Here is a 24,062-nt window from a genome sequence, read left to right on the forward strand (position 1 = left end):
ACTCCGCGTTGGTTGAAAAAGCAGAGAGGTTTTTGACCGTCAGTGCTGTCAGTTTGTGACCTAAGTTGTAATTAAAGTGTAAATGCATTGATAAAAATAGTGGCATGAACTAAAACCAATAGATACAACAACAGGTCAGACCTCTTACTACTTCGGAGCTTCAACTATGATGGTTCTCAGTATTGTTATCCTGCTGGCACTCATCAGCGTGCTGTTTTATCACCGGGTGAGTCTCACCCTCAGCAGTCTGATATTGCTGGCCTACACCGCCGCCATGGGTGCTATCGGCCTGTGGAGCTTCTGGATGCTGTTGCCGTTGGCGATTATCCTGCTGCCGCTGAACGTCACGTCGCTGCGCCGCTCGATGCTGTCTGCACCGGCGCTGCGCGCATTCCGCAAGGTGATGCCACCGATGTCGACCACCGAGAAAGAAGCCATCGAAGCCGGCACCACCTGGTGGGAAGGCGATCTGTTCCGTGGCACGCCGGACTGGGACAAGCTGCATAACTACCCGCAACCAACGTTGAGCGAAGAAGAGCAGGCGTTTATCGATGGGCCGGTAGAAGAAGCCTGTCGCATGGCAAACGACTTCCAGATCACCCATGAACTGGCCGATCTGCCGCCAGAACTGTGGGCCTATCTGAAGGAGCATCGCTTCTTTGCGATGATCATCAAAAAAGAATACGGCGGCCTGGAGTTCTCGCCTTATGCGCAGGCACGCGTGCTGCAAAAGCTGGCAGGCGTATCCGGTATTCTGGCCATCACCGTCGGCGTGCCCAACTCGCTCGGTCCAGGCGAACTGCTGCAACATTACGGCACCGATGAACAAAAAGACCATTATCTGCCGGGTCTGGCGCGCGGCGAAGAAATCCCCTGCTTTGCCCTGACCAGCCCGGAAGCCGGTTCCGATGCCGGCGCAATCCCGGATGTCGGCACCGTCTGCATGGGCGAATGGCAAGGCAAACAGGTGCTGGGCATGCGCCTGACCTGGAACAAGCGTTACATTACGCTGGCGCCGGTGGCCACCGTGCTGGGCCTGGCCTTCAAGCTGTACGATCCGAACCGCCTGTTGAGCGACAACGAATCGCCGGGCATCACCTGTGCGCTGATCCCGACCAGCACGCCCGGCGTGGAAATCGGCAACCGCCACTTCCCGCTGAACGTACCGTTCCAGAACGGCCCAACCCGCGGCAGCGACGTGTTCGTGCCTATCGACTACATCATCGGCGGGCCAAAAATGGCCGGCCAGGGCTGGCGTATGCTGGTTGAATGTCTCTCCGTCGGCCGTGGCATCACCCTGCCCTCCAACTCGACCGGCAGCGTCAAGTCGCTGGCGTTGGGGATTGGCGCCTACGCGCACATTCGTCGTCAGTTCAAGATGTCGATCGGCAAAATGGAAGGGATCGAAGAGCCGTTGGCGCGTATCGCAGGCAATACCTATGTGATGGACGCCGCTGCGTCACTGATTACCTATGGCCTGATGCAGGGTGAGAAGCCGGCGGTGCTGTCGGCAATAGTTAAATACCACTGTACCCACCGTGGCCAGCAGGCAATTATTGACGCGATGGATATCGCCGGCGGTAAAGGCATTATGCTGGGCGAATCCAACTTCCTGGCGCGCGCCTATCAGGGCGCACCGATCGCCATCACGGTTGAAGGCGCCAATATCCTGACCCGTACCATGATGATCTTTGGTCAGGGTGCCATTCGCTGCCATCCTTACGTTCTGGATGAAATGGCGGCGGCGCAGAGCAACGATCTGGCGGCCTTCGACAAGGCGCTGTTCGGCCATCTGGGTCACGTCGGTAGCAGCAAGGTGCGCAGTTTCTGGCTTGGCCTGACCAACGGCCGCACCAGTAGCACACCGACCAAAGACGCTACCCGCCGCTATTACCAGCAGTTGAACCGCCTGAGCGCCAACCTGGCGCTGCTGTCCGACGTGTCGATGGGGGTGCTGGGTGGCAGTCTGAAGCGCCGCGAGCGGATTTCGGCCCGCCTCGGCGATATCCTCAGCCAGATGTACCTGGCCTCCGCCACGCTGAAACGCTATCAGGACGAAGGCCGTCAGAAAGAGGATCTGCCGCTGGTTCATTGGGGTGTGCAGGACAGTCTGCATCAGGCCGAGCAGGCGCTGGACGATCTGCTGCGCAACTTCCCGAACCGCTTGATCGCCGGTGCGATGCGTCTGGTTATCTTCCCGTTTGGCCGCGTGCATACCGCGCCGTCCGATCGTCTGGATCATCAGTTGGCAAAAATCCTGCAGGTGCCTTCTGCCACCCGTAGCCGTTTGGGCCGTGGCCAGTACCTGACGGCCAGCGAGCACAATCCGATCGGCCTGCTGGAAGCCGCATTGCTTGACGTGATTGCCGCCGAGCCGATCCACGCTCGCCTGAGCAAGGAAGCCGGCAAAAACCTGCCGTTCACCCGCCTCGATCGTTTAGCGCAGCGTGCGCTGGAAGAAGGCAAGATCAATGCCGACGAGGCCAAGATCCTGACCAAAGCGGAAGAAAGCCGTCTGCGTTCAATCAATGTCGATGACTTTGCCCCTGACGCGCTGGCGGCGCAACGGCCGGAAAAGCCGCAGCCGCAGGAGAAACGCCAGCACCACACTGAAGCCGCCTGAACTCTCACGGCGTAAATCAATGGGGCGATAGCTATCGCCCCTTTTTTATCGCTCGATTTTAGTTAACCATGCTGGCGAATACGCGCCAGCAATGCGTCGATGTGCTCGATTTGCGGTGCATTGACCATCAGCGCACGACCAAGACTCAGCGCGTTGCGCTGACACTCAAGGCGCATCTCGGCATCTTCGATGCTATCCAGATCGGCCACGTGCGCCAGCCCGATGGTGCGACGGACCAGTTCGCTACCGCAATACCCCACCGCGTCACGCCAGACCTGACGCAGAAACTGCTCGGCATAGCCCGGCGTCGCCAGCGTGATATCGCGGGTTTTCTGCTGGCACAGTGCCAGGAAACGATCGGCGAAAATCAGCCACAGTTCGCGAATATCCTGCAGGCGCTGTTCGCGCCCGGCGGCGGCGTCTCGTGGGCCAAACAGCCCCGGCAGACCGCAGTAATTCAGCAGCAGATTGCCCAGCGCGGTGCCCACGTCAAACCCGATCGGACCATAAAAACCGAACTCGGCGTCGATCGCCTTCAGCTTGCCTTCGGCAACGAACACCGAGCCGCTGTGAATGTCGCCGTGCAACAGCGCTTCGGCCTTGCTGAGAAAACGCTGTTTGAGGCCGGCGACAGCCAGTTTCAACGCCGCGTCTTGTCGCAGTTCGCCTACCTGTGGCAACAACGCCTCGTCGAAACTATTTCGCTCATGCTCAATGTAAGGATCGGTGAAGAACAGATCTTCGGTGATCTGGCACAGCTCCGGGTTGGTGAAGCGGCTCACCTGCGCCTTCTTCTGTTGGGCGTTCTGATAGAAATCAGAAGTATGGAATAGCGTTTGCGCCAAATACTCCGCCAACTGTCCGGCGGCCAACGGATAATAGTGGCCGTTAATCAGTTCATGACGCCAGATGCGGTGGTCGGACAGGTCTTCCTGCACCATCACCGCCAGTTCGGCATCGTGATGCAGCACATTAACCGTATGTCGCGGGCAGAAGCCACCGTGCACCAGCAGCGTTTCCGCTTCGATACGTGCGCGATCGAGCGTCAGCGGCCAGGATTCTCCTACACAGCGTACATACGGCAACGCCTGTTTGACGATCACCCGGCTGACGCCTGCGTCATCAAGGATCTTGAACACCAGATTCAAATTGCCGTCGCCAATTTCTTCGGCGCTGACCAACGCCTGTGGATCGGCTACCTGCCCGTACTGACGGGCATATTCAACGGCATCGGCAGCGGTAAAGGTACGATAAAGCGACATCACAACCCCTCTGGCAGATACCCACCCTGTGTCATGCCGCATCGTTGCCGCCAGCCCAGCACCAGCAAGTGGCCAGGCCGCCGCCAGCACGGTGCCATTGCCTTGGCACTGGCCACCTGCCGCCGCGATGCAACGCGAATCAGGGAGGGTGTAGATGTGTTAACTTCATTATTTAGACATTTAAGCATTCGGACGTCTATACATCCGGATGTCATGTTGGCAGAATAGCGCCATAGATGCAATATGATCGCAACAAGGATTTAACTGATTATGCGCACGCTTAACACCACCAGTTTGACTCTGCGAGACAACCAACTCTGGATCCTCGATCAACAGGCATTGCCGCAAGAAAAGCGCTGGTGCTCCAGCAATAGCGTGGAGGAGCTGGTTGGTCATATTCATGCCCTGCGGGTACGCGGCGCGCCGCTGATCGGTCTGTCCGCCAGCCTGCTGTTGGCCCTGCTGGCCGAACGTGGCCTGCCGCGCGACGCGCTGGCGGAAGCATTGGCCACGCTACGCGCGGCGCGACCGACCGCGGTCAATCTGATGAATAATCTCGATCGCATCAAGCTGGCGCTGGCACAACCCGACTGGGTGGCGGCCATGGCGACAGAGGCCTTGCGGCTGGTGGATGAAGACCGTGCGCTGTGCGACAGCATTGCCGATCGCGGGGCGGCGCTGGTTACCCCCGGCAGCCGTCTGCTGACCCACTGCAATACCGGTGGGCTGGCAACCGCCGGCATCGGCACCGCCATCGGCGTGCTGTTGCGTGCCCATCAACAGGGTAATGTCGCGCAGGTGTGGGTCGATGAAACACGCCCGCTGTTGCAGGGTGGCCGTCTAACCGCCTGGGAACTGGGCGAACTGGGCATCCCCTATCGGCTGATCTGCGACTCGATGGCGGCCGGCCTGATGGCGCAGGGTAAAGTGGATGCGGTGTGGGTCGGCGCCGATCGCATCGCAGCCAACGGTGACGTTGCCAACAAAATAGGCACTTACAGCCTGGCGGTGCTGGCGCATTATCATGGCATTCCGTTTTACGTTGCCGCCCCCCACACCACTCACGATGCGCATTGCCCCAACGGTGCGGCGATTCCGATAGAACAGCGCAGCGCCGCAGAAGTGACCGGCGTCGCCGGCAGTTTTGGCAGTTGCCAATGGGCGCCTGCCGATGCGCAGGTCGACAATCCGGCCTTCGACGTCACGCCGGCGGCGTTAATCAGCGCTTGGGTACTGGACTGCGGCGTGATCCGCCCCGAACAGGTTAGCGACGGGATTTTCCAGCGGGCGCTGGTCTAGGCAGGTTGCTATCGCTACACCCGGCAGGCGGGTTGGCGGCAGGTCATCTCCGGCCAGCGAGCTGCGGTTGGCCGGAGTGCGGCATGACGTCAGTCCAGACGCGGGTAGGCGTCGGCGATGCTGTCGCCGGTGAAATGCGCGATCCAGCCTTCCGGATTATCAAACAGACGAATGGCGGTGAAGTTCGGCGCGGATCCCATGTCAAACCAGTGGCGGGTATGAGCCGGTACCGAAATCAGATCGTTCTTTTCGCACAGGATCTGATAAATCCTGCCGTTCAGGTGCAAACAAAACAGCCCTGCCCCTTCGACGAAGAATCGCACTTCGTCTTCGCCATGCGTATGTTCCGACAGGAATTTCTGCCGCAGCGTCTCTCGCTGGAGATTATCCGGCCGCATGCTGATCACGTCCCAACTTTGATAGCCTTTTTCCGCCACCAGTCGATCGATCTCATGCTGATAGGCGGCAATCACCGCCTCCGGCTGCGGGTTGGCGCCCAAATCGCGATCCGCCTGCCAGCGTTCAAAACGCACTTCAATCTCTGCCAGTTGCCGCTGGATCGCCTCGGCGTCACGGCTATGCCATAGCGGCTGTTGCGGCTCACTGTCACTGAAAATGGTTAATCCACTCATCCGGCAAACTCCTCTATCACGATCTGATCGAAACGGTTAACTTGCGGATGCCGGCTCTGTTCGTCAGCGTCATCGCGGATCAGTTGGCAAGTGTGCCAACCGGCAGCGCGTGCAGCGTCCAGTTCCTGGCGTAGGTCAGATAAAAACAGCAGTTCCGCCGGCGCCATGCCAATCTGTTGGGCAATATTGCGGTATGAAACCTCTTCGCGCTTGGCGCCAACCCGGGTATCAAAGTAACCGCAAAACAGCGGCTGCAAATCGCCCGCCTCACTGTAGCCAAACAGCAGTTGCTGCGCTTGCACCGAACCGGAGGAATAGACGTACAGCTGAATGCCCTGTTGCTGCCAGGCTGCCAACTGCGCGGCGACCTCGGGGTACAGATGACCGCGAAAATCGCCGTCGTGATAGCCACTGCGCCAGATGATGCCCTGCAACGCCTTGAGCGCGGTGGATTTGCGATCTTCATCCATAAAACGATACAGCGCGGCAATCAACAGCGCGCTATCGGCATCCGGCTGCTCGAGCTCGCTACGCAATGCCGCCAGCGCGGCGGCCACTTCGGCCTCATCGGCATGTTGGCGAACATAGTCCGCCATACGCTCGCGGGCATACGGGAACAGCACCTGATGGACAAAGCGGATATCACTGGTGGTGCCTTCAATATCGGTAACAATGGCGCGGATCATTTCGCCTCCAGCAAACGTCGTTGCAGTTCACACTGGAACAGGAATTCCAGCCCTTCAAGATGACGGCGCGCCTCCGCAACCTGACGCCCCCAGCAATACAGGCCGTGGCCGCGCACCAGAAAACCATACGGGATCGGCGAGGTGGCCGCGGCGGCGGCCACCCGTTCGGCCAGACGGGGAATATCCTGATCGTTATCGAAGATCGGGATAATCACGCCGTCGAGATGGCTACGCTGCCCGCTGAGCGACTTTTGCATTTCATAACCCTGTAGCAGCAATGCGTGGCTTTTTTCCACCCGCGACAACACCGTGGCATTGACCGAATGGGTATGCAAAATGGCGCCGACCTGCGGGTAGAGACGGTAAATCAGCGTATGCAGCCCGGTTTCAGCCGACGGCGTACGGCCACTTGGTACATGATTGTCGGCGATATTCACCTGCAACAGGTCGTGCTCGCTCAGGCTACCCTTGTCCTTGCCCGATTCGGTCACCAGACAGCCTTCGGCATCCAGGCGCAGCGACATATTGCCACCGGTCGCCGGACACCAGCCCTTGTCGCCAATCCAGTGACAGGCCGCCAACAGCGCCTGCAGTTGTGAATTTTCCGTCATGCGACTCCCTGAAGATAGCCATCTAAACGTCTTGATTGCCAGATACTAACATCGTGGTGTATTGTCAGCAACATATGCATAACCCTAAATACTTCGATGCAGCATAACGGGGCACCAGACCAATCATGACTATTTCCGCACCGATTCCCGACAGTAAACTGCCCGCGCTCGGCACCACCATTTTCAGCCAGATGAGCGCGTTGGCGCAGCAGCATCAGGCCATCAACCTGTCGCAGGGCTTCCCGGACTTCGACGGCCCGGACTATTTGCAACAGCGGCTGGCGTGGCACGTCGCCCAGGGGGCCAACCAATATGCGCCAATGACCGGCGTCGCGCCGTTGCGCGCTGCAATCGCCGATAAAACCGCGCAGATTTACGGTTGGCAGCCGGATGCCAACGACGAAGTCACCATCACCGCCGGGGCAACCGAGGCGCTGTTCGCCGCCATCAGCGCGCTGGTACGGCCGGGCGATGAAGTGATCTGTTTCGATCCAAGCTATGACAGCTACGCACCTGCAGTAGAGCTGTCCGGCGGCGTACTCAAGCGCCTGCCACTACAACCACCGGCATTCAACGTCGACTGGCAACGGTTCGACGAACTGCTTTCCGCACGCACCCGTCTGGTGATCGTCAACACGCCGCACAACCCGTCCGCCAGCGCCTGGCGGGCTGATGACATGCAACGACTGTGGCAGGCCATCGCCGAGCGGGAAATCTACGTCTTGAGCGATGAAGTCTACGAGCATATCTGCTTTGCCCGCGGCGGCCATGCCAGCGTATTGGCGCACCCGCAACTGCGTCAGCGGGCAATTGCCGTTTCGTCATTTGGCAAAACCTTTCATATGACCGGCTGGAAAGTCGGCTACTGCGTGGCGCCGCCGGCGCTCAGCGCCGAAGTGCGTAAGGTGCATCAGTATCTGACCTTCTCGGTCAATACCCCGGCTCAGCTGGCGCTGGCGGATATGCTGCGCGCCGATCCGCAGCATTGGCAACAGCTGTCGGCCTTCTATCGTGCCAAACGCGACCGCTTCGTGCAGGCATTGAGTCACAGCCGACTGGAAATTCTGCCCTGTGAAGGCACATACTTCTTATTGGCAGATTACAGCGCGATTTCCGATCTGGATGACGTGGCGTTCTGTCGCTGGCTGACCGAACACGCTGGCGTAGCGGCAATCCCGCTGTCGGTGTTCTGCGCCGATCCTTTTCCTCATAAATTGATCCGGCTGTGCTTCGCCAAGCAAGATGCCACGCTGGATGCAGCTGCGGAGCGGTTATGTCGACTTTGAAAATCAGTCTGTTGCAACAGCCGCTGGTCTGGCGCGATGGCCCAGCCAATCTGCGCCATTTTGATCACCTGCTGTCGTCATTGGTCGGCCGCGATCTCATCGTGCTGCCGGAAATGTTCACCACTGGCTTCGCCATGGACGCCGGTGACAGCGCCTTGCCGGAGCAACAGGTGATCGACTGGCTGCACGGCTGGGCACGCAAAACCAATGCGCTGGTCGGTGGCAGCGTGGCGCTGAAGACCGGCGACGGCGCGGTGAACCGTTTCCTGCTGGTGGAGCCAGGCGGTCGGGTACACGCCTATGACAAGCGCCATCTGTTTCGCATGGCCGGCGAGCATCTGCATTATCAGGCCGGCAAGCGGCGCGAAATCGTCGAATGGCGCGGCTGGCGTATTCTGCCGCAAATCTGTTACGACCTGCGCTTTCCGGTATGGTCGCGCTATGAACAGGATTACGATCTGGCGCTGTACGTCGCCAACTGGCCAGCGGCACGCAGCCAGCACTGGCAAACGCTTTTGGCGGCGCGAGCGATTGAAAATCAGGTGTACGTTGCCGGCTGCAACCGGGTTGGCGAGGACGGCAACGGCCTTAACTACAGCGGCGACAGCCTGATCCTCAGTCCGCAGGGGGAACGGCTGGCCGAAGCCGCAGCGCATACCGCAGCCCGGCTGGACGCCGAGCTGTCGCTGGAAAATCTGCAAGGCTACCGTAGCGCCTTCCCGGCCTGGCGTGACGCCGACAGCTTCCTGCGTCTCGATTAAGCCGCCGGCCCGGCTGCCGCTCAGGAAACCTCTTCGCCAGCGGTGGCCGTGTCGCCGACATCGATACGGTTGAACAACAGGTTTAATGCCAACGCCACCAGGCACGATGCGCTGATGCCCGAATGCAGCAGGGTTCTCACCCAGTCCGGGAAACGATCGTAAAAGCTCGGCATGACGATCGGGATCATGCCGAAGGCGATCGCCGTCGCCACCACCACCAGATTCATATTGTCCTTATACTCGACTCGCGACAGCGTGCGGATGCCGCTGGCCGCCACCGACCCAAACAGTACCACGCCGGCGCCGCCCAACACCGGCAGCGGAATGCAGGCCACCACGGTACCCACCATCGGCAACACGCCAAGCAGTACCAGCAGCGCACCACCGGCACTGACCACGAAACGGCTTTTCACGCCGCTGAGCGCCACCAGACCGATATTCTGTGCAAACGAGCTCTGTGGAAACGAATTAAACAGCGGCGACAGTGCGCTGGCCAGCATGTCGGCGCGCAGCCCATTGGCGATGCGCCGCGGCCCCACCGGCGAGCCAACGATCTCGCCGACGGCGATCAGCCCGGCGGTGGTTTCGGTCAGCAACACCAGTACAATCAGCAGCATGGAAAAGATCGCCGCCGGTTCAAACGTCGGCAGGCCAAACGCCAGCGGCTGCGGGATCGCCAACCAGGTTCCGCCGCCCAGCGCTGAAAAATCAACCTTGCCCAGCAGCATCGCCGCAACGCAGCCCGCCACCATCGCCAGCAGCACCGCCAGACGTTTCAACGCTGGCGTACCCACTTTATTCAGCAACAGGATCACCGCCAGCGTAAAGGCAGCCAGACCGATATTGCCGGTCGATCCCCAATCCGCCGCCCGCTCATTGCCCCCCATCGCCCAGCGCACCGCCACCGGCATTAGCGACAGCCCAATGACCGTAACCACCGTACCGGTCACCACCGGCGGAAAATAGCGGATGATCTGCGCAAAGAACGGCACTATCAGCAACCCGATCGCCGACGCGGCAATCACCGCGCCAAATACCGCCGGTAAACCGCCGTCGCCGGTAACGATGGTCACCATGGTCGCCACGCCGGCGAACGACACCCCCTGTACCAACGGCAGGCGCGAACCGAACAGCGGCAGTCCCAGCGTCTGCAACAGCGTCGCCAGGCCGCTGACGAACAGGGCAGCGGCGATCAGCATGCCAATCTGCGGCGCATCAAGCCCGGCGGCAGAACCGATAATCAACGGCGGTGCAATAATCCCGCCGTACATGGTCAGAATATGCTGCAAACCGTAGGCAAAGGTTTTCCCCAGCGGCAGCCGCTGGTCTTCCGGGCGGCACGACGCCGCGCCCCGTTGTTGCGATAGAGCCATGGTGTCCTCGTCAATGTCAGTGAACGGCTAACGCGGCGAGTGTGCCGGCGCCTGGCGCGGATCAACTTCCGCGATAGGTTGAATACGCATACGGCGCGACCAGCAGCGGCAGGTGGTAATGCTGCGTGGCATCGCTGATGACAAAATCGATAATCGCCGTCGCGTACAGCGTGTCGCGCCCGGCGGCGGCAAAGTAACTGCCTAGATCGGCGCACAGGCGATAATGTCCGGCCGTCAGGCCCGAGGGCGTAAGATCTCCCACCCGGCCGTCGGCATCGGTGCGGCTTTCCACCAGCGTCTGCCATTGCTGGTTGTGGCTCAGTTCCAGCCAGACGCGTACCTGCGCGGCAGGCTTACCGAGCGCGGTATCAAGAATATGGGTGCTGATATTACTCATCGCTGAATAACTCCTTTAAACGCAGTTGAACGATTTCGCGCAGTTGCTCTGCCGTTTCCTGCTGCTCCTGCCGTGGGGTGTTCTGCAACCGCCGTTCCAACGCCTGCAAAATGGCCTGTCCGTCGCGGCCGGCGGCGCGGATCAGAAACACCTGGCCAAACTTCGCCTCGTAACGGCGGTTGCCGTCCAGCAACGCCTGCGCCAACGTCCGATCCTGCGCGTCGACCGCCGACTGTTCACGCGCCGACAACTGTGCTTCGCGCCCCTGGCCCTGCGCGCGCTCACCGATACGTGGATGCTGTGCCAGCGCCCGCGCGATCTCCTCTGGCTGCCACCGCTGCGCGGCCTGGGCGCCGCAGGCCAGGGCGCTGTCGCGATCGGCGAAAGGTCGCGCGGCCAGCACCGCGTCAATCCAGCTGTCGATGGCCACGCATGGGCGTAGCAATGCGGCCGCCTCCGCCACCGGCAAGGCGTTAAATTGTTGCAGTTTCATGCCGACGTCCCCCAGCTTTCCACCATCTGGCAATAGGCCCGAATCGCCGACGCCACGTCCGATAGCGTGACGGACTCATCAGGATGATGGCTAATGCCGCGATCGCAGCGAACGAACAGCATGCCAACCGGCCAGTGCTGGGCAATGGCGATGGCGTCATGCCCTGCGCCGCTGGGCAAGGCGATACTGCTGCCCTGCACCTGCATCACCGCACTATGCCAGCGCTGCTGTATTTCATCGTCGCAGGCGGTCGCGTTAATCCGGTAAAACTCTTCGCTGGCAAACTGCAGGCCACGGCGAGCGCATATGGCCTGCGCCTGCTGCAACAGGGTAGCCAACAGCGCCGCCAGCGGGCCGTCCTGTGGACCACGCACGTCGAGTGAAAGCTGCACCTGTCCCGGGATCACGTTGACCGCCCCCGGCAGGCTGTCGATACGCCCAACCGTCGCCACCAAATGCGGATCGCTCTCGCAGGTGAGTCGCTCCACTGCGACCATCCACTCGGCGGCGGCGGCCAGCGCATCCTTGCGCTGCGACATCGGCACGGTGCCGGCATGACCGGCCTCGCCACTGAAGGTGCAGTTCAGGCGTCGTGCACCGTTGATCGCCGTCACCACGCCGAGCGCCAGACCGGCCGCTTCCAGACACGGGCCTTGTTCGATATGCAGTTCCAGGTAGGCGCAAATCTCATGGTGGGCGCGCCTGGCTTCGCCAATTCTGTCCGGATCCAACCCGACATGCCGCAGCGCCTGCGCAACGCTGATGCCGTCGGCATCGGTGCGCGTCAGCCAGTCGGCAGGCCACTGACCGGTAACGCCTTTGCTGCCCAGCAGGGTGATGCCAAAGCGCGTACCTTCTTCGTCGGCAAAGCCGATCACTTCAATCGCCACCGGCAGACGGCGCTGCTGGACATGCAGATGCGCCACCACTTCCAACGCGGTCAGCACGCCGAGCATGCCGTCGTAACGGCCGGCGTTGCGCACCGTATCCAGATGCGACCCCAGCAACAGCGCCGGTGCATCGGGAGTCAGCCCTTCATAGCGACCGCAGATATTGCCGACGCTGTCTTGCCAAACCGTCATCCCCAGGCTGCGCATCCAGTCGCCCACCCGCTGATTGGCGCGCACATGTTCGGCGGACAGATACACCCGCGTCAGTTGGCCGGGGGTGGCGCTGATTTCCGCTAGCGCATCGCTGCGTGCCATTACCCGTGCTGCCGCCAGTTCGGCCGCTGCGGCGCCGATCCCCGCCGCCATCAGCAGTCCTCGCTCGCGTAAACGTTCCAGGCGGCTTGCAGCGCCTCCCCCTGCCGGCTGGCAAAGCCCAGACGATTGAGCACCGCTTCCAGCGCCGCCAGCGTTTGCAGCACGCAGTCTTTGCGCGCGTTGTAGCCCATGGTGCCGATACGCCAGATCTTGCCCTGTAACGGCCCAAACGAGGTGCCGATTTCAATGGCGAAATCGTTGAGCATCATCTGACGTACCTGTTCACCGTGTATGCCGGACGGGATCACCACCCCCAATACGTTATTCATGCGGTTGGCAAGATCGCCGAACACCTGTAGCCCCATTCCCTGGATCCCTGCCAGCATTGCCGCGCCGTGCAGACGATGACGCGCAATGGTGTTATCCAGGCCTTCTTCCAGGATCACCCGGGCGCATTCGCGGGCGGCGAACAGCATGCTGGTCGCTTCGGTATGGTGATTCAGCCGCTCCGGCCCCCAGTAATCCATGATCATGCCCAGATCGAAATAGTTGGAGTAGATCATTTCGTCGTCGCCATCAGCATGTTCGGCGGTGCGGATGCCTTGTTCGACGCACTTGCGCCGACGCACCATTTCTGCGAACTGCGGACTGAGGGTAACCGGCGAACTGCCCGAAGGGCCGCCGAGGCATTTTTGCAGCCCGGCGGAGACCGCATCCAGCCCCCAGGCATCGCTCTCCAACGGGTTACCGGCAAACGACGCAGTGGCGTCGGTATAAAACAGCACGCCGTGGCGACGGCAAATATCCCCCAACTGCGCCAGCGGTTGCAGCATGGTAGTGGAGGTATCGCCCTGTACCGTCAACAGCAGACGCGGGCGCACCTTCTTGATGGCGTCTTCGATCCGATCGGCGCTGAAGACCTCACCCCACGGCGCCTCGATGGTGTGCACTTCAGCACGGCAGCGGCGAGCAATTTCACACAGCAAATGGCCGAAACGGCCAAATACCGGCACCAGCACTTTGTCACCGGGACGAATGGCGGAAACCAGCACCGCCTCGATGCCGGAACGGGAGGTACCGTCCACCAGCAAGGTCCAGCGGTTTTCGGTGCGGAACAGGGCGCGGTACAGCGCCATCACCTGGTTCATGTAACCGGTCATCGCCGGATCGTACTGGCCAATCAGCTGGCTCGACATGGCGCGCAGCACGCGTGGGTCGGCGTTGATCGGCCCCGGTCCCATCAGCAGGCGATGCGGCGGATTGATTTGATCGAATTGGGTGATATCTACCATGTTAATTCCTTACCAACTTAATAAGTTATTATCTTATGATGTCCGTTCACACATCTGACAGGCCGCGCACGGAAGCAATAAACTGTTTCAGTTCCTGCGTTTGCGGATTGGCGAACAGCGTGCGGCTGTCACCCTGCTCCCAGACTTTGCCTTGATGCATAAACACCACGCGATCGCCAACCTCGCGCGCGAAGTTCATTTCATGGGTGACCAGAATCAGCGTCATGCCCTCTTTTGCCAGTTGTTCCAACACTTTCAGCACTTCGCCCACCAGTTCCGGATCGAGCGCCGAGGTAATCTCATCGCACAGCAGCACCTTGGGCTTCATCGCCAGTGCGCGGGCGATCGCTACCCGCTGTTGCTGGCCACCGGACAGGCTGGCCGGTGAGTAATGCATCCGCTCCCCCAGCCCGACCTTGTGCAGCATTTCTTCCGCCAGTTGGCGACAGGCCGCCGGGCTTTGCTTCAGCACCCGGCGCGGTGCCAGCATCACGTTTTCCAGCGCGGTCATGTGCGGGAACAGATTGAAGTTCTGGAATACCATACCGATGGAACGGCTGATCTCTCGCGCCTGTGAATCGCGATCGGTGATGGTCATGCCGCCGAGCTTGATGCTGCCGTCCTGATAGCCTTCCAGCCCGTTGATACAGCGCAGCAGCGTACTTTTACCGGAACCGCTACGACCAATGATCGAAATCACCTCGCCCATATCGATATCCAGATCCACGCCCTTCAGCACATGGTTTTGGCCGTAATATTTTTGAACCTGATTAATGGTGATGAGCGGCATGGAATTTCTTCTCCAGATAATGACTGTAGCGCGACAGCGGGTAACACATCAGGAAATAGCCCAACGCAACCAGGCCAAACACCTTGAACGGTTGATAGGTGACGTTATTGAGCATGGTGCCGGCCTTGGTCAGTTCGACGAAGCCGATGATTGATGCCAGCGCGGTGCCCTTGATCACCTGTACCGAAAACCCGACGGTCGGCGCAATGGCGATGCGCACCGCCTGCGGTACGATCACCCGCAGCAGCGTCTGGCCAAAGCCCAACCCGAGACAGCGTGCGGCCTCCCACTGCCCTTTTGGCAACGCCGCAATGCTGCCGGACCAGATATCCACCAGAAAGGCGCTGGTAAACAGGGTCAGCGCCAGCGCGGCGGCGGCCCATGGACTGACGTCAATGCCAAACAGCGCCAGTCCGAAGAACGCCAGGAACAATTGCATCAGCAGCGGCGTTCCCTGAAACAGCTCGGCATAGGCGCGTACCAGGCGCAGCGCCCAACGGCGTTTACTCAACCGCAGCAGCAACAACGGCAGCGTCACCAGCGTGCCGCCAAAAAATGCCGTCAGCGACAGCAGCAGCGTCCAGCGCGCCGCCAACAACAGGTTGCGTACGATATCCCAATCGGTAAACGTCAGCATCAGCCCTGACTCCCTAACAAGCGTCGCCCGGCGGCCAGCAGCAACTGGCGCATCAGCACCGACAACAGCAGATAAAATAGCGTGGTCACCAAATACACCTCAAAACTGAGAAAGGTGCGCGACTGAATCAGGTTGGCGGCAAAGGTCAGTTCTTCAAACGACACCTGCGACACCACCGATGAGCCCAACATCACGATAATGCACTGGCTGACCAGCGCCGGATAAATGCGTTGCAGCGACGGTGGCAACACGATACGCAAGAAGGTCTGGCTGCGGCTGAAGCCCAGCACCCGTCCGGCTTCCCACTGGCCTTTCGGCGTCACCTGGATGCCGGCACGAATGATTTCGGTGCTGTAGGCGCCCAGATTGATCACCATCGCCAGCAACGCCGCCTGGCCTGCGGTCAGTTTCCAGCCGAGACTCGGCAAACCGAAGACGATAAAGAACAGCTGCACCACAAATGGCGTATTGCGCACCAGCTCGACATACAGCCCCCATATCCGGCTTGTCAGGCTTGGCCGGCCGCTGCGGATCGCCGCACCGACAATGCCCAGCGACACGCCCATCAGCGTTGCCAACGCCGTCAGCTCAATGGTGGTCAGCAACCCGGCCAACAGCTCGGGCATAAACGGCCACAGGGCGGGAAAGTTCAGCTGATAGGTCATGGGAGACTCCCGTCACGCGCCAAGGTTGGCCGGCAGTGGCGCTTTCAGCCATTTTTCCGACAGGCCGTTCAGCGTCTGATCCTGCAACGCCTGTTCGATCAGCGCATCCACCTTCGCCTTCAGCGCCGGTTCCCCCAGCCGCAGTCCGACATAACACGGTGAATCCTTCAGCATGAATTTGGCCACCGGCGCCTTGGCCGGATTTTGCCGAGCGATGGCGCTCACCACCAGATTACCGGTGGCCACAAACTGCACCTGCCCAGACAAATAGGCCGACAGCGTGGTGTTGTTGTCTTCATAGCGTTTGATTTGCGCGCCTTTCGGTGCGCTGTCGCTCAGCACCATATCTTCTACCGCGCCACGGGTGACGCCGATGGTTTTGCCGTCCAGCGCGGCGGGATCTTTCAGCGCCTCGGCTTGCGGGCCGAATACGCCAAGGAAGAACGGCGCATAAGCTCGGCTGAAAGCGATGGCCTTTTCACGCTGCGGATTTTTGCCCAGGCTAGAGATCACCAGATCCACTTTGTTGGTTTGCAGATACGGCACCCGATTGGCGCTGGTTACCGGCACCAGCTGCAACTTTAGTTTCATCTTGTCGGCCAGATACTGCGCCATATCGATGTCATAACCCTGCGGCTGCAAATCGGTGCCAACCGAACCAAACGGTGGAAAATCCTGCGGCACGGCAACCCGCAACACGCCGCGCTGCTGGATGTCTTGCAGTTGATCGGCCTGTACCACGCCGGCCTGAGCCATCAGTACGATGGCGCCCAATGCGGTGACCCAAATTCTCTTGATGCTCATAGATTATCCCCGATGGTGAAATGATGAAACAAAAGATTCTTTGATTCAAACATTGCAACTAATGTGCCAATGAGAACGCTCGCCAGCGTCGGGATGAAAGAGGGAGTAATTTACGGTAAATCAGGCGTTATTTTGCCGTTAATCAGCGAAGGGAAAAACGCCTTCCATGGCAAGATGCGCACCAAAAAAGTGCGTTAGCACCAAAACAGCGCTGACTCAGCGCTGTTCCAGTTCGTCAAGATCGTCGTACAGATCGGCAATCTGATGGATGCGCTGGCGCCCTTGCGCCAGCATTTCATGCAGCAGGGCATTGCTCAGCAGATTGGCCAGACTCATGGCGCTGGCGTAGTTGTCAAACGCCGATACGCTGTCCAACGGCGCGGCCAAATGCCAACTGGCCAACGGCAGCAGCGCCTGCGCCTGCGGTTCGCATATCAGCAGCGTCGGCACCTGGCGACGCTGCAATTGCGTCAGCACTGCCCGTAACTGGCGCGGACGACGGCGAAACGCCACCACGATCGCCACATCCTGCGGGCTGACGTCCACCAGCTCCTCCGCCAGCGTTTGCCCCGGCTGCGGCAGCAACAGCACATCGCGCCGCACCTGCAACAGTTGCTGACGCAGGTGCATCGCCACCGGGTAGCCGTTGCGCCACCCCATCAACACCACGCGTTTTGCCTGCGCCAACGCGGCGATCACCGCGCCGAACTGTGACGCGTCGAGCTGATTGACCCAGGCGGTCAGATTGGCCATTTCCTGTTTGTAATGGCGCGCCAATAGCGTATTGCCCTGCACCGCATCGCGATTATCGGTGAGCGGCAACCCGCTTTGCCGCAGGGTGCGCAATTCGTCGCGCATCGCCCGGTAGCTGGCGTATCCCAGCCGCTTGAACAACCGGCTGACGGTAGCCTTGGACACGCCGCTCAACCTGGCAAGTTCAGCACTGTTATAACTGATCAGGTCATCAAAATGGTCGATGATAAAATCCGCCACCCGCTGCTCCTGCGGCGTCAACTGCGGATATTCGCTACGCAAGCGCTCATCAATCTGCTTCATTTCTGCCTAGCCCCACGCTGTAACCTTTGTTTCAGCGGAGCCTAGCATATTTCCCCTGCTGCATCGCAAAATCATTGCGCCCACCGCCAACCGCGTAAATCTGGAACGGCTCTTGCTTAACCCAGTCAGGGAAAGCATAAAAAGGGCCATAAGATGATTAACAGTAACAGCGCACCACTGGGGATGGCCGTCACGCCGCATCACCTCGCCAGCGAAAGCGCCTTGGCGATCCTGCGTAAAGGCGGCAATGCCATCGAGGCGATGGTGGCTGCGGCCGCCGCCATTGCGGTGGTGTATCCGCATATGAACGGTCTGGGGGGCGATGGCTTCTGGCTAATCGTGCCGCCACAGGGCGATCCACTGGCCATCGACGCCAGCGGTGCCGCCGGCTCGCTGGCCACGCTGGCGCTGTATGCCGGAGAACAACGGATCCCGCATCGCGGGCCAAAGGCGGCATTGACCGTCGCCGGCACGGTCGGCGGCTGGCAGGAAGCGCTGGCGTATGCCGCCGAGTTGGGTGGCAAACCGCTGCCGCTATCCAGTCTGTTGGCCGATGCCATCCGCTATGCGGCAGACGGCATCCCGGTTACCGCCTCGCAGGAAGCCGCCACCCGCAGCAAGCGCCATGAATTGGCCGACCTTGAGCATTTCGCGCAGATTTTCCTGCCGCGCGGCGAGATCCCGCGTTGTGGGCAGCGCTTCTGCCAACCGAAGCTGGCGGAAACCTTGATCACCCTTGCCGAACAGGGTCTGGACAGTTTTTATCGCGGCGAGCTGGCCCAGCGCATGGCCGCCGACATGGCGCTGTTGGGCATGCCGCTCACCGCACAGGATCTGGCCACTTACCGGCCACGCCGCCGTACGCCGTTGCGCCTGGCGCATCAACAGGGAGAGGTGTTCAACCTGACGCCGCCGACCCAGGGTCTGGTATCACTGGCGATCCTTGGCCTGGCCGACCGCCTGCCGCTGGCCAGGCAGAGCGAGGGTGCAACGGTACACGCCATTGTTGAGGCCACCAAGCTGGCGTTCGGCTTGCGGGATCGTCACATCACCGATCCGGCTCATATGACGCAGGATCCGCAGGCGCTGCTGGAAGCCGATCGTCTCGATCTTCTGGCACGGCAGATCGATGGCGAGCGTGCCGCCGACTGGGGCAACGGCAAAGGGCCTGGCGATACCGTGTGGATGGGAGTCATGGACAGCAGTGGGCTGGCGGTTTCCTTTATCCAGAGTATTTATCATGAATTCGGCAGTGGCGTGGTACTGCCCAACAGCGGTGTACTGTGGCAAAACCGCGGCGCGTCCTTCAGCCTCGACGCCGGACATTTGCTGGCGCTGGCGCCGGGCAAGCAGCCGTTCCATACTCTTAACCCGGCCGCCGCACGTCTTTACGACGGCCGTACGCTGGTCTACGGCGCCATGGGCGGCGACGGCCAGCCGCAAACACAGGCGGCGGTGTTTATTCGCCATGTGGTTCAGGGACTTCCCTTACAGCAGGCGATCAGCGCGCCGCGCTGGCTGCTTGGTCGCACCTGGGGCGACAGTTCCGACTCATTGAAGCTGGAAAGCCGGTTTGGCGCAGAGACCATCGACTACCTGCGCCAACGCGGGCATCAGGTGGAACTGTTACCGGACTTCAGCGAGGCGGTTGGCCACGCTGGCGCCATCGTGCGCCATACCAATGGCATGCTGGAAGGCGCGTTCGATCCGCGCAGTAACGGCAGCGCCGCCGGCTTTTAATCCCTGGCCATCATGGCTGAACCACAATGAGGCGTTTTTAATGAGTAGCCCAAACAATATACTGCCTGCTGCCGACTGGGCAGCCTATATCCGCCAGATGGAAGCGGTGCTGGCGCTGGAACTGGACGAGGCGCGCCGTCAGGAACTGCTGACCCAGTTCCAGCGCATTGCCGCCATGGCGCAACCGCTGATGGCGTTGCCGCTCGATCAACGTGTAGAAATCGCCGGGGTGTATCGCGCATGAATTCGTTAAGCCAATGGTCGATCGCCGAGATCCGCACCGCACTACAGCAAGGTGCGATTTCCGCACGAGAAATTGCCCAGCAGACGCTGGAAGGCATCGAGGCTCACAACCCGGCGCTAAACGCCTACACCCAGGTGACCGCTGAACGCATGCTGAGCGAGGCCGAAAGGCTCGATCGCGCTCGCGCCAACCGCCAGCCGTTGCCGAGCCTGGCGGCTATCCCCTACGCGGTAAAAAACCTGTTCGACGTCGCCGGTGAAACCACGCTGGCCGGCGCCAGCCTGTTTAGCGATCGCGCCCCAGCCCGGCACGACGCCTGGGCCATCAGCCGCCTGGCCGATCGCGGCGCACTGCTGTCCGGCATGCTGAACATGGACGCTTACGCCTACGGTTTCACCACCGAAAACAGCCACTACGGCGCCACCCGCAACCCGCATGACAGATCGCGCATCGCCGGTGGTTCTTCCGGCGGTTCGGCAGCGGCGGTCGCCGCCGGACTGGTGAGTTTTTCTCTGGGCAGCGACACTAACGGATCGATCCGCGTTCCGGCGTCGCTGTGCGGCATTTATGGGCTGAAACCGACCTTTGGCCGTCTGTCGCGCAGCGGTAGCCAACCGTTCGTCGCCAGCCTGGACCATATTGGTCCGTTCGCCCGCCGGGTGCGCGATCTGGCGGCGGTTTACGACGCGATGCAAGGCACCGATGTCAACGATCGTTTTCAGGCCGAAAAACCACTGACGCTGACCGAGTCTCTGCTGCCGCGCGGCCAGCAGGGGTTACGCTGCGCGGTGCTCGGCGGTTACTTCCAGCAGTGGTGCGATGAGGACGCCAAAACGGCGGTGCGCCACGTGGCGCAAGCGCTGGAAGCCACGGAGGAAATCACCCTGCCACAGGCGGAGCTGGCGCGTTCGGCGGCCTTTATCATCAGTGCGGCTGAAGGTGGCAACCACTATTTACCGTATCTGCGCAGTGAACCGACACGCTTCGAACCCAACTCGCGCGAACGCCTGTTGGCCGGTGCCATGCTGCCGTCCGCCTGGTATGTGCAGGCACAGCGTTTCCGCGCCGATTTTCAACAGCAAACGCTGCCGCTGTTCAAGCAATGGGATATTCTGATTGCCCCGGCCACCCCATGTTGCGCGACGCCGATTGGCCAGGAAACCATGCGCATCAACGACGCCGATTTACCGATCCGTGCCAGCATGGGCATGCTGACACAGCCGATTTCGTTTCTCGGTTTGCCGGTGGTTACCGTGCCGCTAAAAACCGCCGGCGGTCTGCCGATCGGCCTGCAGCTGATCGCCCCGCCGTGGCGCGAAGATCTGGCACTGCGTGCCGCCCACGCCTTGGAACAATGCGGTATCAGCCATTGCGCGCTGCCGTGCCAACAGGAATGAATTGATGAAAACTGACTATATTGACCGCCCGGCGGTAGTGGCCGAGGTCACCGCAGCCTTTTATCGCTACGAACAGGCGCTGATCGGCAATGACATTGAAACCCTGGATGCGCTGTTCTGGCATGACGGCCGCACGGTACGCTATGGCGCCAGCGAAAACCTGTACGGCATCGAGCAGATCCGCGATTTCCGTCGCCAGCGCCCTTCCGCCGGGTTGGACCGCCGACTGGAAAATACCGTCATCACCACTTACGGCGACGATATGGCAGTGGCCAGCACCGAGTTCCGCCGGGAAGGCAGTGAGCGCATTGGTCGCCAGATGCAAACCTGGGTCAAACTGCCCGTCGGTTGGCGCATCGTGGCGGCACATGTCAGCCTGATGGGCTAGACCGTATGGACAGGTGCTGCGGTTGGTTGTAAAGCGACCAAAGGTATTACCTTTAGCTTATCGAGACCACTTATGGCGACGGCAACCTCCATCAAAATTGATGACGCGTTAAAACAGCGGGTACAGCATCTGGCGCAAACTCGCCAACGCTCCGCGCACTGGATGCCGAATTCAGAGAGTGGCCGATCGGTTTTGGCAATAGCGGCTATATCGCGCTGTACCATTTTGACGGCCGCAACGCGGTACTGCTGGCAGTACGCCACCTGGGCGAAGCCGGCCGGCTATTCAGCACCAGTAAGCCATAAAATTCACCGTTGAGCGGTCCAAATCGCATTCACCTATCAGGTAACGTCGCAACGCCTTGACGGTGGAGGATTCGGCAGCCACCCAGGCATAAAACCCGCCGGCGCCCTGTGCCCGCTCCCACAGCAGATCGCCGCCCAAGCTGTTTTCCGCCAGTGACTGTGCCGCCGTGCGCGCCGAGGGCGGAATATCCACCCGCTGGCGCACCGCTTCTACCAACAAGGTACCGTGCAATTGCTGCTGACCGACGTCACGCGGCAGCCAAAATACCTCGGCGAACGGAAACTGCGCCACGCTGATGCAGTCGCCGGCCACCGGCACCTCAAAGAATGCCTGCACGCGCGGCGGATTGGCCCACTGCGCCAACTGCTCGAGAATGCCCATCGCTGCCGGCAGCGCGGTTTCATCGGCAATCAATAATCCCTGCTGCATCTGCGGGGGAGCTACCCATTCATAGCCGCCGCTGTCGCCGTCAAAATCGGCGTTGGGCGCCACCACCTGGAGGGTGTCCCCCGGCGTCGACTGCAAGGCCCAGCGCGATGCCGGGCCGTTAACCCCATGCAACACAAACTCCACGTCCATTTCGTTGCAATCGCAGCGCAGCGCGCGCAGGGTATAAGTGCGCATCACCGGCCGCTGCGCTTTGGGTATCGCCATATAATGACGATACCAGTCGTCGCTGTTTTCCAGCCGCAGCGTCTGACCATCCTCCGCGGCGAACAGCAGCTTGATGCGCTGATCCGGCGCTTCCAGCTTCATGCGATTGACCTGCGGGCCGCTGAATACGCAGCGCAGTAACGATGGAGAAATCTGTCGTTTCTCCTTTAACGTAAGATCAAAAACTCGATAACTTGCGGACATCTCAATACTTCTCCCGCGATGGTGCAATAATGCGTTGCTGCTGCCACAACCAGCCGCTCAGGCCGCCCAGCAAAACCGCCATGACCAGTGCCGTCGCAATCAACTGCGACTCACCATAAAATTTGGCCACCACCGGCACCATCAGTGCGCTCAGACCGTAGCCCAGCGTATGGCTGGTGGCGATAACCCCAGAGCCTTTTCCGGTCGATAATTTGTCGTTCAACAACAGTTGGTAACCCGGCGTCGCCATTGCCGCGCCAAACGATGTCAGCGCACAGCCGAGATAAAACAGCGCCAGCGGCGACGCGCACATCAGCGCCAGTCCGGCAATCATCAATAGCGCCGCCCACAACAGCAGCGACGCCGGGGCGAAACGCTGTGGCCGCACCACCAGAAACTGCGCCAGCAGCGTACAACCGGCGGCAACGCTGAGCAATATCGCCACATGATGACTGACGGTGGTGGCGGAATGGGCGAACAGCCGGCCCAAGTGCGGCGCCAGTCCCAGTTGCATCAGGCTGACCGACGCCGCCAGCAGCAGCGCGCATAACAGGTACGGCAACATGTGCCATTGCAGACGATTTTGCTGCTGGGCTACCGGCGGCAGCGGCGGATCGTTACGCTGACGGCACACCACCAGCAAGGCAACCAGCGGCGCCAGCGCCATCAGCCACAGCGGCGCCATCGGATCAAGCGACAAGGCCAGCGCGGCACACAGCGGGCCGAGCAAGCGCCCGCAACTGAGCCCGGAACTGATGGTTGCCAACGCCGCCATGCGCTGTTGGTGACCGGCGCGCTGCAACGCCCAGGTCTGGCTGGCCGGCACCATACCGGAAACCGTCAGGCCATAAATCACCCGGGCAACGATCAGTCCGCCCAGCCCCAGCAGCGGCGACAGCCAACCGGCCGCCAGCCCCCAGACCGCCAGCGCCATCAGCGCAAAGCTGAACAGATAGCCGGCCAGCGCCATCAGCACCACGTATTTGCAACCACGAATTTCGGACTGCCGCCCCCAATAGGGCGAACCAATCAAAAACAGCATCGAGCCCAGCGTTAACAGCCCCGCCCATACCGACAGCGACAGTTGAGTCATGCTGACCAACACCGGCAGGGCCACCAACAAACCATTTTGTCCAATGCCCAGCAGTCCGGCGCAAAAGGCCAACGGCCAGTTGGAAGGAGACGTATTCCCATTGGAGAGAATATCAGACGACGGCGATGTGCTCATGTAATGTAATGAAACCGTTAAGAAAGTGA

The 24,062-nt window shown here is 60.7% G+C and carries 24 protein-coding genes; 8 read left to right on the top strand and 16 right to left on the bottom strand.

The window, feature by feature from the left end:
- Window positions 1-166 precede the first annotated feature (166 nt).
- Entirely contained in the window at window positions 167-2,623 is a 2,457-nt protein-coding gene (gene fadE / locus ACCC84_RS20600) for an acyl-CoA dehydrogenase FadE (protein ID WP_273872256.1), read from the top strand.
- Window positions 2,624-2,685: 62 nt separating this feature from the next.
- On the opposite strand, the gene mtnK is transcribed toward fadE, so the two are convergent.
- A complete protein-coding gene (gene mtnK / locus ACCC84_RS20605; RefSeq protein ID WP_039991092.1) occupies window positions 2,686-3,885 on the bottom strand; it encodes an S-methyl-5-thioribose kinase in 1,200 nt (399 codons plus the stop codon).
- Window positions 3,886-4,155: 270 nt separating this feature from the next.
- Here mtnK and mtnA point away from each other — a divergent pair, with 270 nt between their 5' ends.
- Window positions 4,156-5,184 (top strand): S-methyl-5-thioribose-1-phosphate isomerase, encoded by a 1,029-nt coding sequence (gene mtnA, locus ACCC84_RS20610; RefSeq protein ID WP_004954962.1) that lies wholly within the window; start codon window positions 4,156-4,158, stop codon window positions 5,182-5,184.
- Between the two features lie 89 nt (window positions 5,185-5,273).
- Here the strand turns inward: mtnA and ACCC84_RS20615 are convergent, their stop codons facing one another.
- From ACCC84_RS20615 to ACCC84_RS20625, 3 genes are read right to left on the bottom strand one after another with little or no spacing between them, the layout of a single operon-like run.
- A complete protein-coding gene (locus tag ACCC84_RS20615) occupies window positions 5,274-5,816 on the bottom strand; it encodes a 1,2-dihydroxy-3-keto-5-methylthiopentene dioxygenase (protein ID WP_004954965.1) in 543 nt (180 codons plus the stop codon).
- Entirely contained in the window at window positions 5,813-6,502 is a 690-nt protein-coding gene (gene mtnC, locus ACCC84_RS20620) for an acireductone synthase (RefSeq protein ID WP_273872254.1), read from the bottom strand. Before mtnC ends, ACCC84_RS20615 begins: the two co-directional genes overlap by 4 nt.
- Window positions 6,499-7,113, bottom strand: coding sequence for a methylthioribulose 1-phosphate dehydratase (locus tag ACCC84_RS20625; protein ID WP_198773406.1), 615 nt, complete (start codon window positions 7,111-7,113; stop codon window positions 6,499-6,501). Before ACCC84_RS20625 ends, mtnC begins: the two co-directional genes overlap by 4 nt.
- A 125-nt stretch (window positions 7,114-7,238) precedes the next feature.
- Between ACCC84_RS20625 and ACCC84_RS20630 the strand changes: the two genes are divergently transcribed.
- Entirely contained in the window at window positions 7,239-8,399 is a 1,161-nt protein-coding gene (locus ACCC84_RS20630) for a pyridoxal phosphate-dependent aminotransferase (RefSeq protein ID WP_371902221.1), read from the top strand.
- Window positions 8,387-9,160, top strand: coding sequence for an amidohydrolase (locus ACCC84_RS20635; RefSeq protein ID WP_273872252.1), 774 nt, complete (start codon window positions 8,387-8,389; stop codon window positions 9,158-9,160). Before ACCC84_RS20630 ends, ACCC84_RS20635 begins: the two co-directional genes overlap by 13 nt.
- A gap of 20 nt (window positions 9,161-9,180) precedes the next feature.
- Here ACCC84_RS20635 and ACCC84_RS20640 read toward each other — a convergent pair whose 3' ends face one another.
- The 10 genes from ACCC84_RS20640 to ACCC84_RS20685 form a co-directional block, all read right to left on the bottom strand.
- Window positions 9,181-10,533, bottom strand: a complete 1,353-nt coding sequence (locus tag ACCC84_RS20640) for a nucleobase:cation symporter-2 family protein (RefSeq protein ID WP_004954978.1) — start codon at window positions 10,531-10,533, stop codon at window positions 9,181-9,183.
- A 61-nt stretch (window positions 10,534-10,594) separates the two neighbouring features.
- Window positions 10,595-10,930, bottom strand: a complete 336-nt coding sequence (gene uraH / locus ACCC84_RS20645) for a hydroxyisourate hydrolase (protein ID WP_198773409.1) — start codon at window positions 10,928-10,930, stop codon at window positions 10,595-10,597.
- A complete protein-coding gene (gene uraD, locus ACCC84_RS20650) occupies window positions 10,923-11,423 on the bottom strand; it encodes a 2-oxo-4-hydroxy-4-carboxy-5-ureidoimidazoline decarboxylase (protein ID WP_273872251.1) in 501 nt (166 codons plus the stop codon). Before uraD ends, uraH begins: the two co-directional genes overlap by 8 nt.
- On the bottom strand, window positions 11,420-12,679 hold the full coding sequence (gene hpxK, locus ACCC84_RS20655; RefSeq protein WP_004954982.1) for an allantoate amidohydrolase: 1,260 nt from the start codon (window positions 12,677-12,679) through the stop codon (window positions 11,420-11,422). The genes uraD and hpxK overlap by 4 nt, the downstream gene beginning before the upstream one ends.
- Window positions 12,679-13,920: a pyridoxal-phosphate-dependent aminotransferase family protein gene (locus ACCC84_RS20660; protein WP_004954984.1), complete on the bottom strand. Its 1,242-nt coding sequence runs from the start codon at window positions 13,918-13,920 to the stop codon at window positions 12,679-12,681. The genes hpxK and ACCC84_RS20660 overlap by 1 nt, the downstream gene beginning before the upstream one ends.
- Before the next feature lie 46 nt (window positions 13,921-13,966).
- The gene (locus tag ACCC84_RS20665) at window positions 13,967-14,710 is read right to left on the bottom strand and encodes an amino acid ABC transporter ATP-binding protein (protein ID WP_198773412.1); all 744 of its coding nucleotides are present in this window, start codon (window positions 14,708-14,710) and stop codon (window positions 13,967-13,969) included.
- Complete coding sequence (locus ACCC84_RS20670; RefSeq protein ID WP_004954989.1) at window positions 14,691-15,347, bottom strand: amino acid ABC transporter permease; 657 nt, start codon at window positions 15,345-15,347, stop codon at window positions 14,691-14,693. The genes ACCC84_RS20665 and ACCC84_RS20670 overlap by 20 nt, the downstream gene beginning before the upstream one ends.
- The gene (locus tag ACCC84_RS20675) at window positions 15,347-16,012 is read right to left on the bottom strand and encodes an amino acid ABC transporter permease (protein WP_004954994.1); all 666 of its coding nucleotides are present in this window, start codon (window positions 16,010-16,012) and stop codon (window positions 15,347-15,349) included. Before ACCC84_RS20675 ends, ACCC84_RS20670 begins: the two co-directional genes overlap by 1 nt.
- A 12-nt stretch (window positions 16,013-16,024) precedes the next feature.
- Window positions 16,025-16,816 (bottom strand): transporter substrate-binding domain-containing protein, encoded by a 792-nt coding sequence (locus ACCC84_RS20680; protein WP_371902222.1) that lies wholly within the window; start codon window positions 16,814-16,816, stop codon window positions 16,025-16,027.
- Between the two features lie 216 nt (window positions 16,817-17,032).
- On the bottom strand, window positions 17,033-17,872 hold the full coding sequence (locus ACCC84_RS20685) for a MurR/RpiR family transcriptional regulator (RefSeq protein ID WP_004955001.1): 840 nt from the start codon (window positions 17,870-17,872) through the stop codon (window positions 17,033-17,035).
- 153 nt (window positions 17,873-18,025) lie between these two features.
- Here ACCC84_RS20685 and ACCC84_RS20690 point away from each other — a divergent pair, with 153 nt between their 5' ends.
- Genes ACCC84_RS20690 through hpxZ form a run of 4 tightly spaced genes read left to right on the top strand, consistent with a single transcriptional unit; the run spans window position 18,026 to window position 21,641 of the window.
- Entirely contained in the window at window positions 18,026-19,612 is a 1,587-nt protein-coding gene (locus tag ACCC84_RS20690; protein WP_004955005.1) for a gamma-glutamyltransferase family protein, read from the top strand.
- 40 nt (window positions 19,613-19,652) lie between these two features.
- Window positions 19,653-19,856, top strand: a complete 204-nt coding sequence (gene hpxX / locus ACCC84_RS20695) for an oxalurate catabolism protein HpxX (protein ID WP_198773415.1) — start codon at window positions 19,653-19,655, stop codon at window positions 19,854-19,856.
- Window positions 19,853-21,253 (top strand): AtzE family amidohydrolase, encoded by a 1,401-nt coding sequence (locus tag ACCC84_RS20700; protein ID WP_004955009.1) that lies wholly within the window; start codon window positions 19,853-19,855, stop codon window positions 21,251-21,253. The genes hpxX and ACCC84_RS20700 overlap by 4 nt, the downstream gene beginning before the upstream one ends.
- Window positions 21,254-21,257: 4 nt before the next feature.
- On the top strand, window positions 21,258-21,641 hold the full coding sequence (hpxZ, locus tag ACCC84_RS20705) for an oxalurate catabolism protein HpxZ (RefSeq protein ID WP_004955010.1): 384 nt from the start codon (window positions 21,258-21,260) through the stop codon (window positions 21,639-21,641).
- 285 nt (window positions 21,642-21,926) lie between these two features.
- On the opposite strand, the gene ACCC84_RS20710 is transcribed toward hpxZ, so the two are convergent.
- On the bottom strand, window positions 21,927-22,805 hold the full coding sequence (locus tag ACCC84_RS20710; RefSeq protein ID WP_039991095.1) for a siderophore-interacting protein: 879 nt from the start codon (window positions 22,803-22,805) through the stop codon (window positions 21,927-21,929).
- Between the two features lies 1 nt (window position 22,806).
- Window positions 22,807-24,033 carry an MFS transporter gene (locus ACCC84_RS20715; RefSeq protein ID WP_039991097.1) on the bottom strand — a complete coding sequence of 409 codons (1,227 nt, stop codon included), beginning with the start codon at window positions 24,031-24,033 and terminating at the stop codon, window positions 22,807-22,809.
- Window positions 24,034-24,062 lie beyond the last annotated feature (29 nt).

Origin of the sequence: Serratia odorifera (assembly GCF_041448735.1) — a bacterium.
Lineage (GTDB): Bacteria > Pseudomonadota > Gammaproteobacteria > Enterobacterales > Enterobacteriaceae > Serratia_F > Serratia_F odorifera.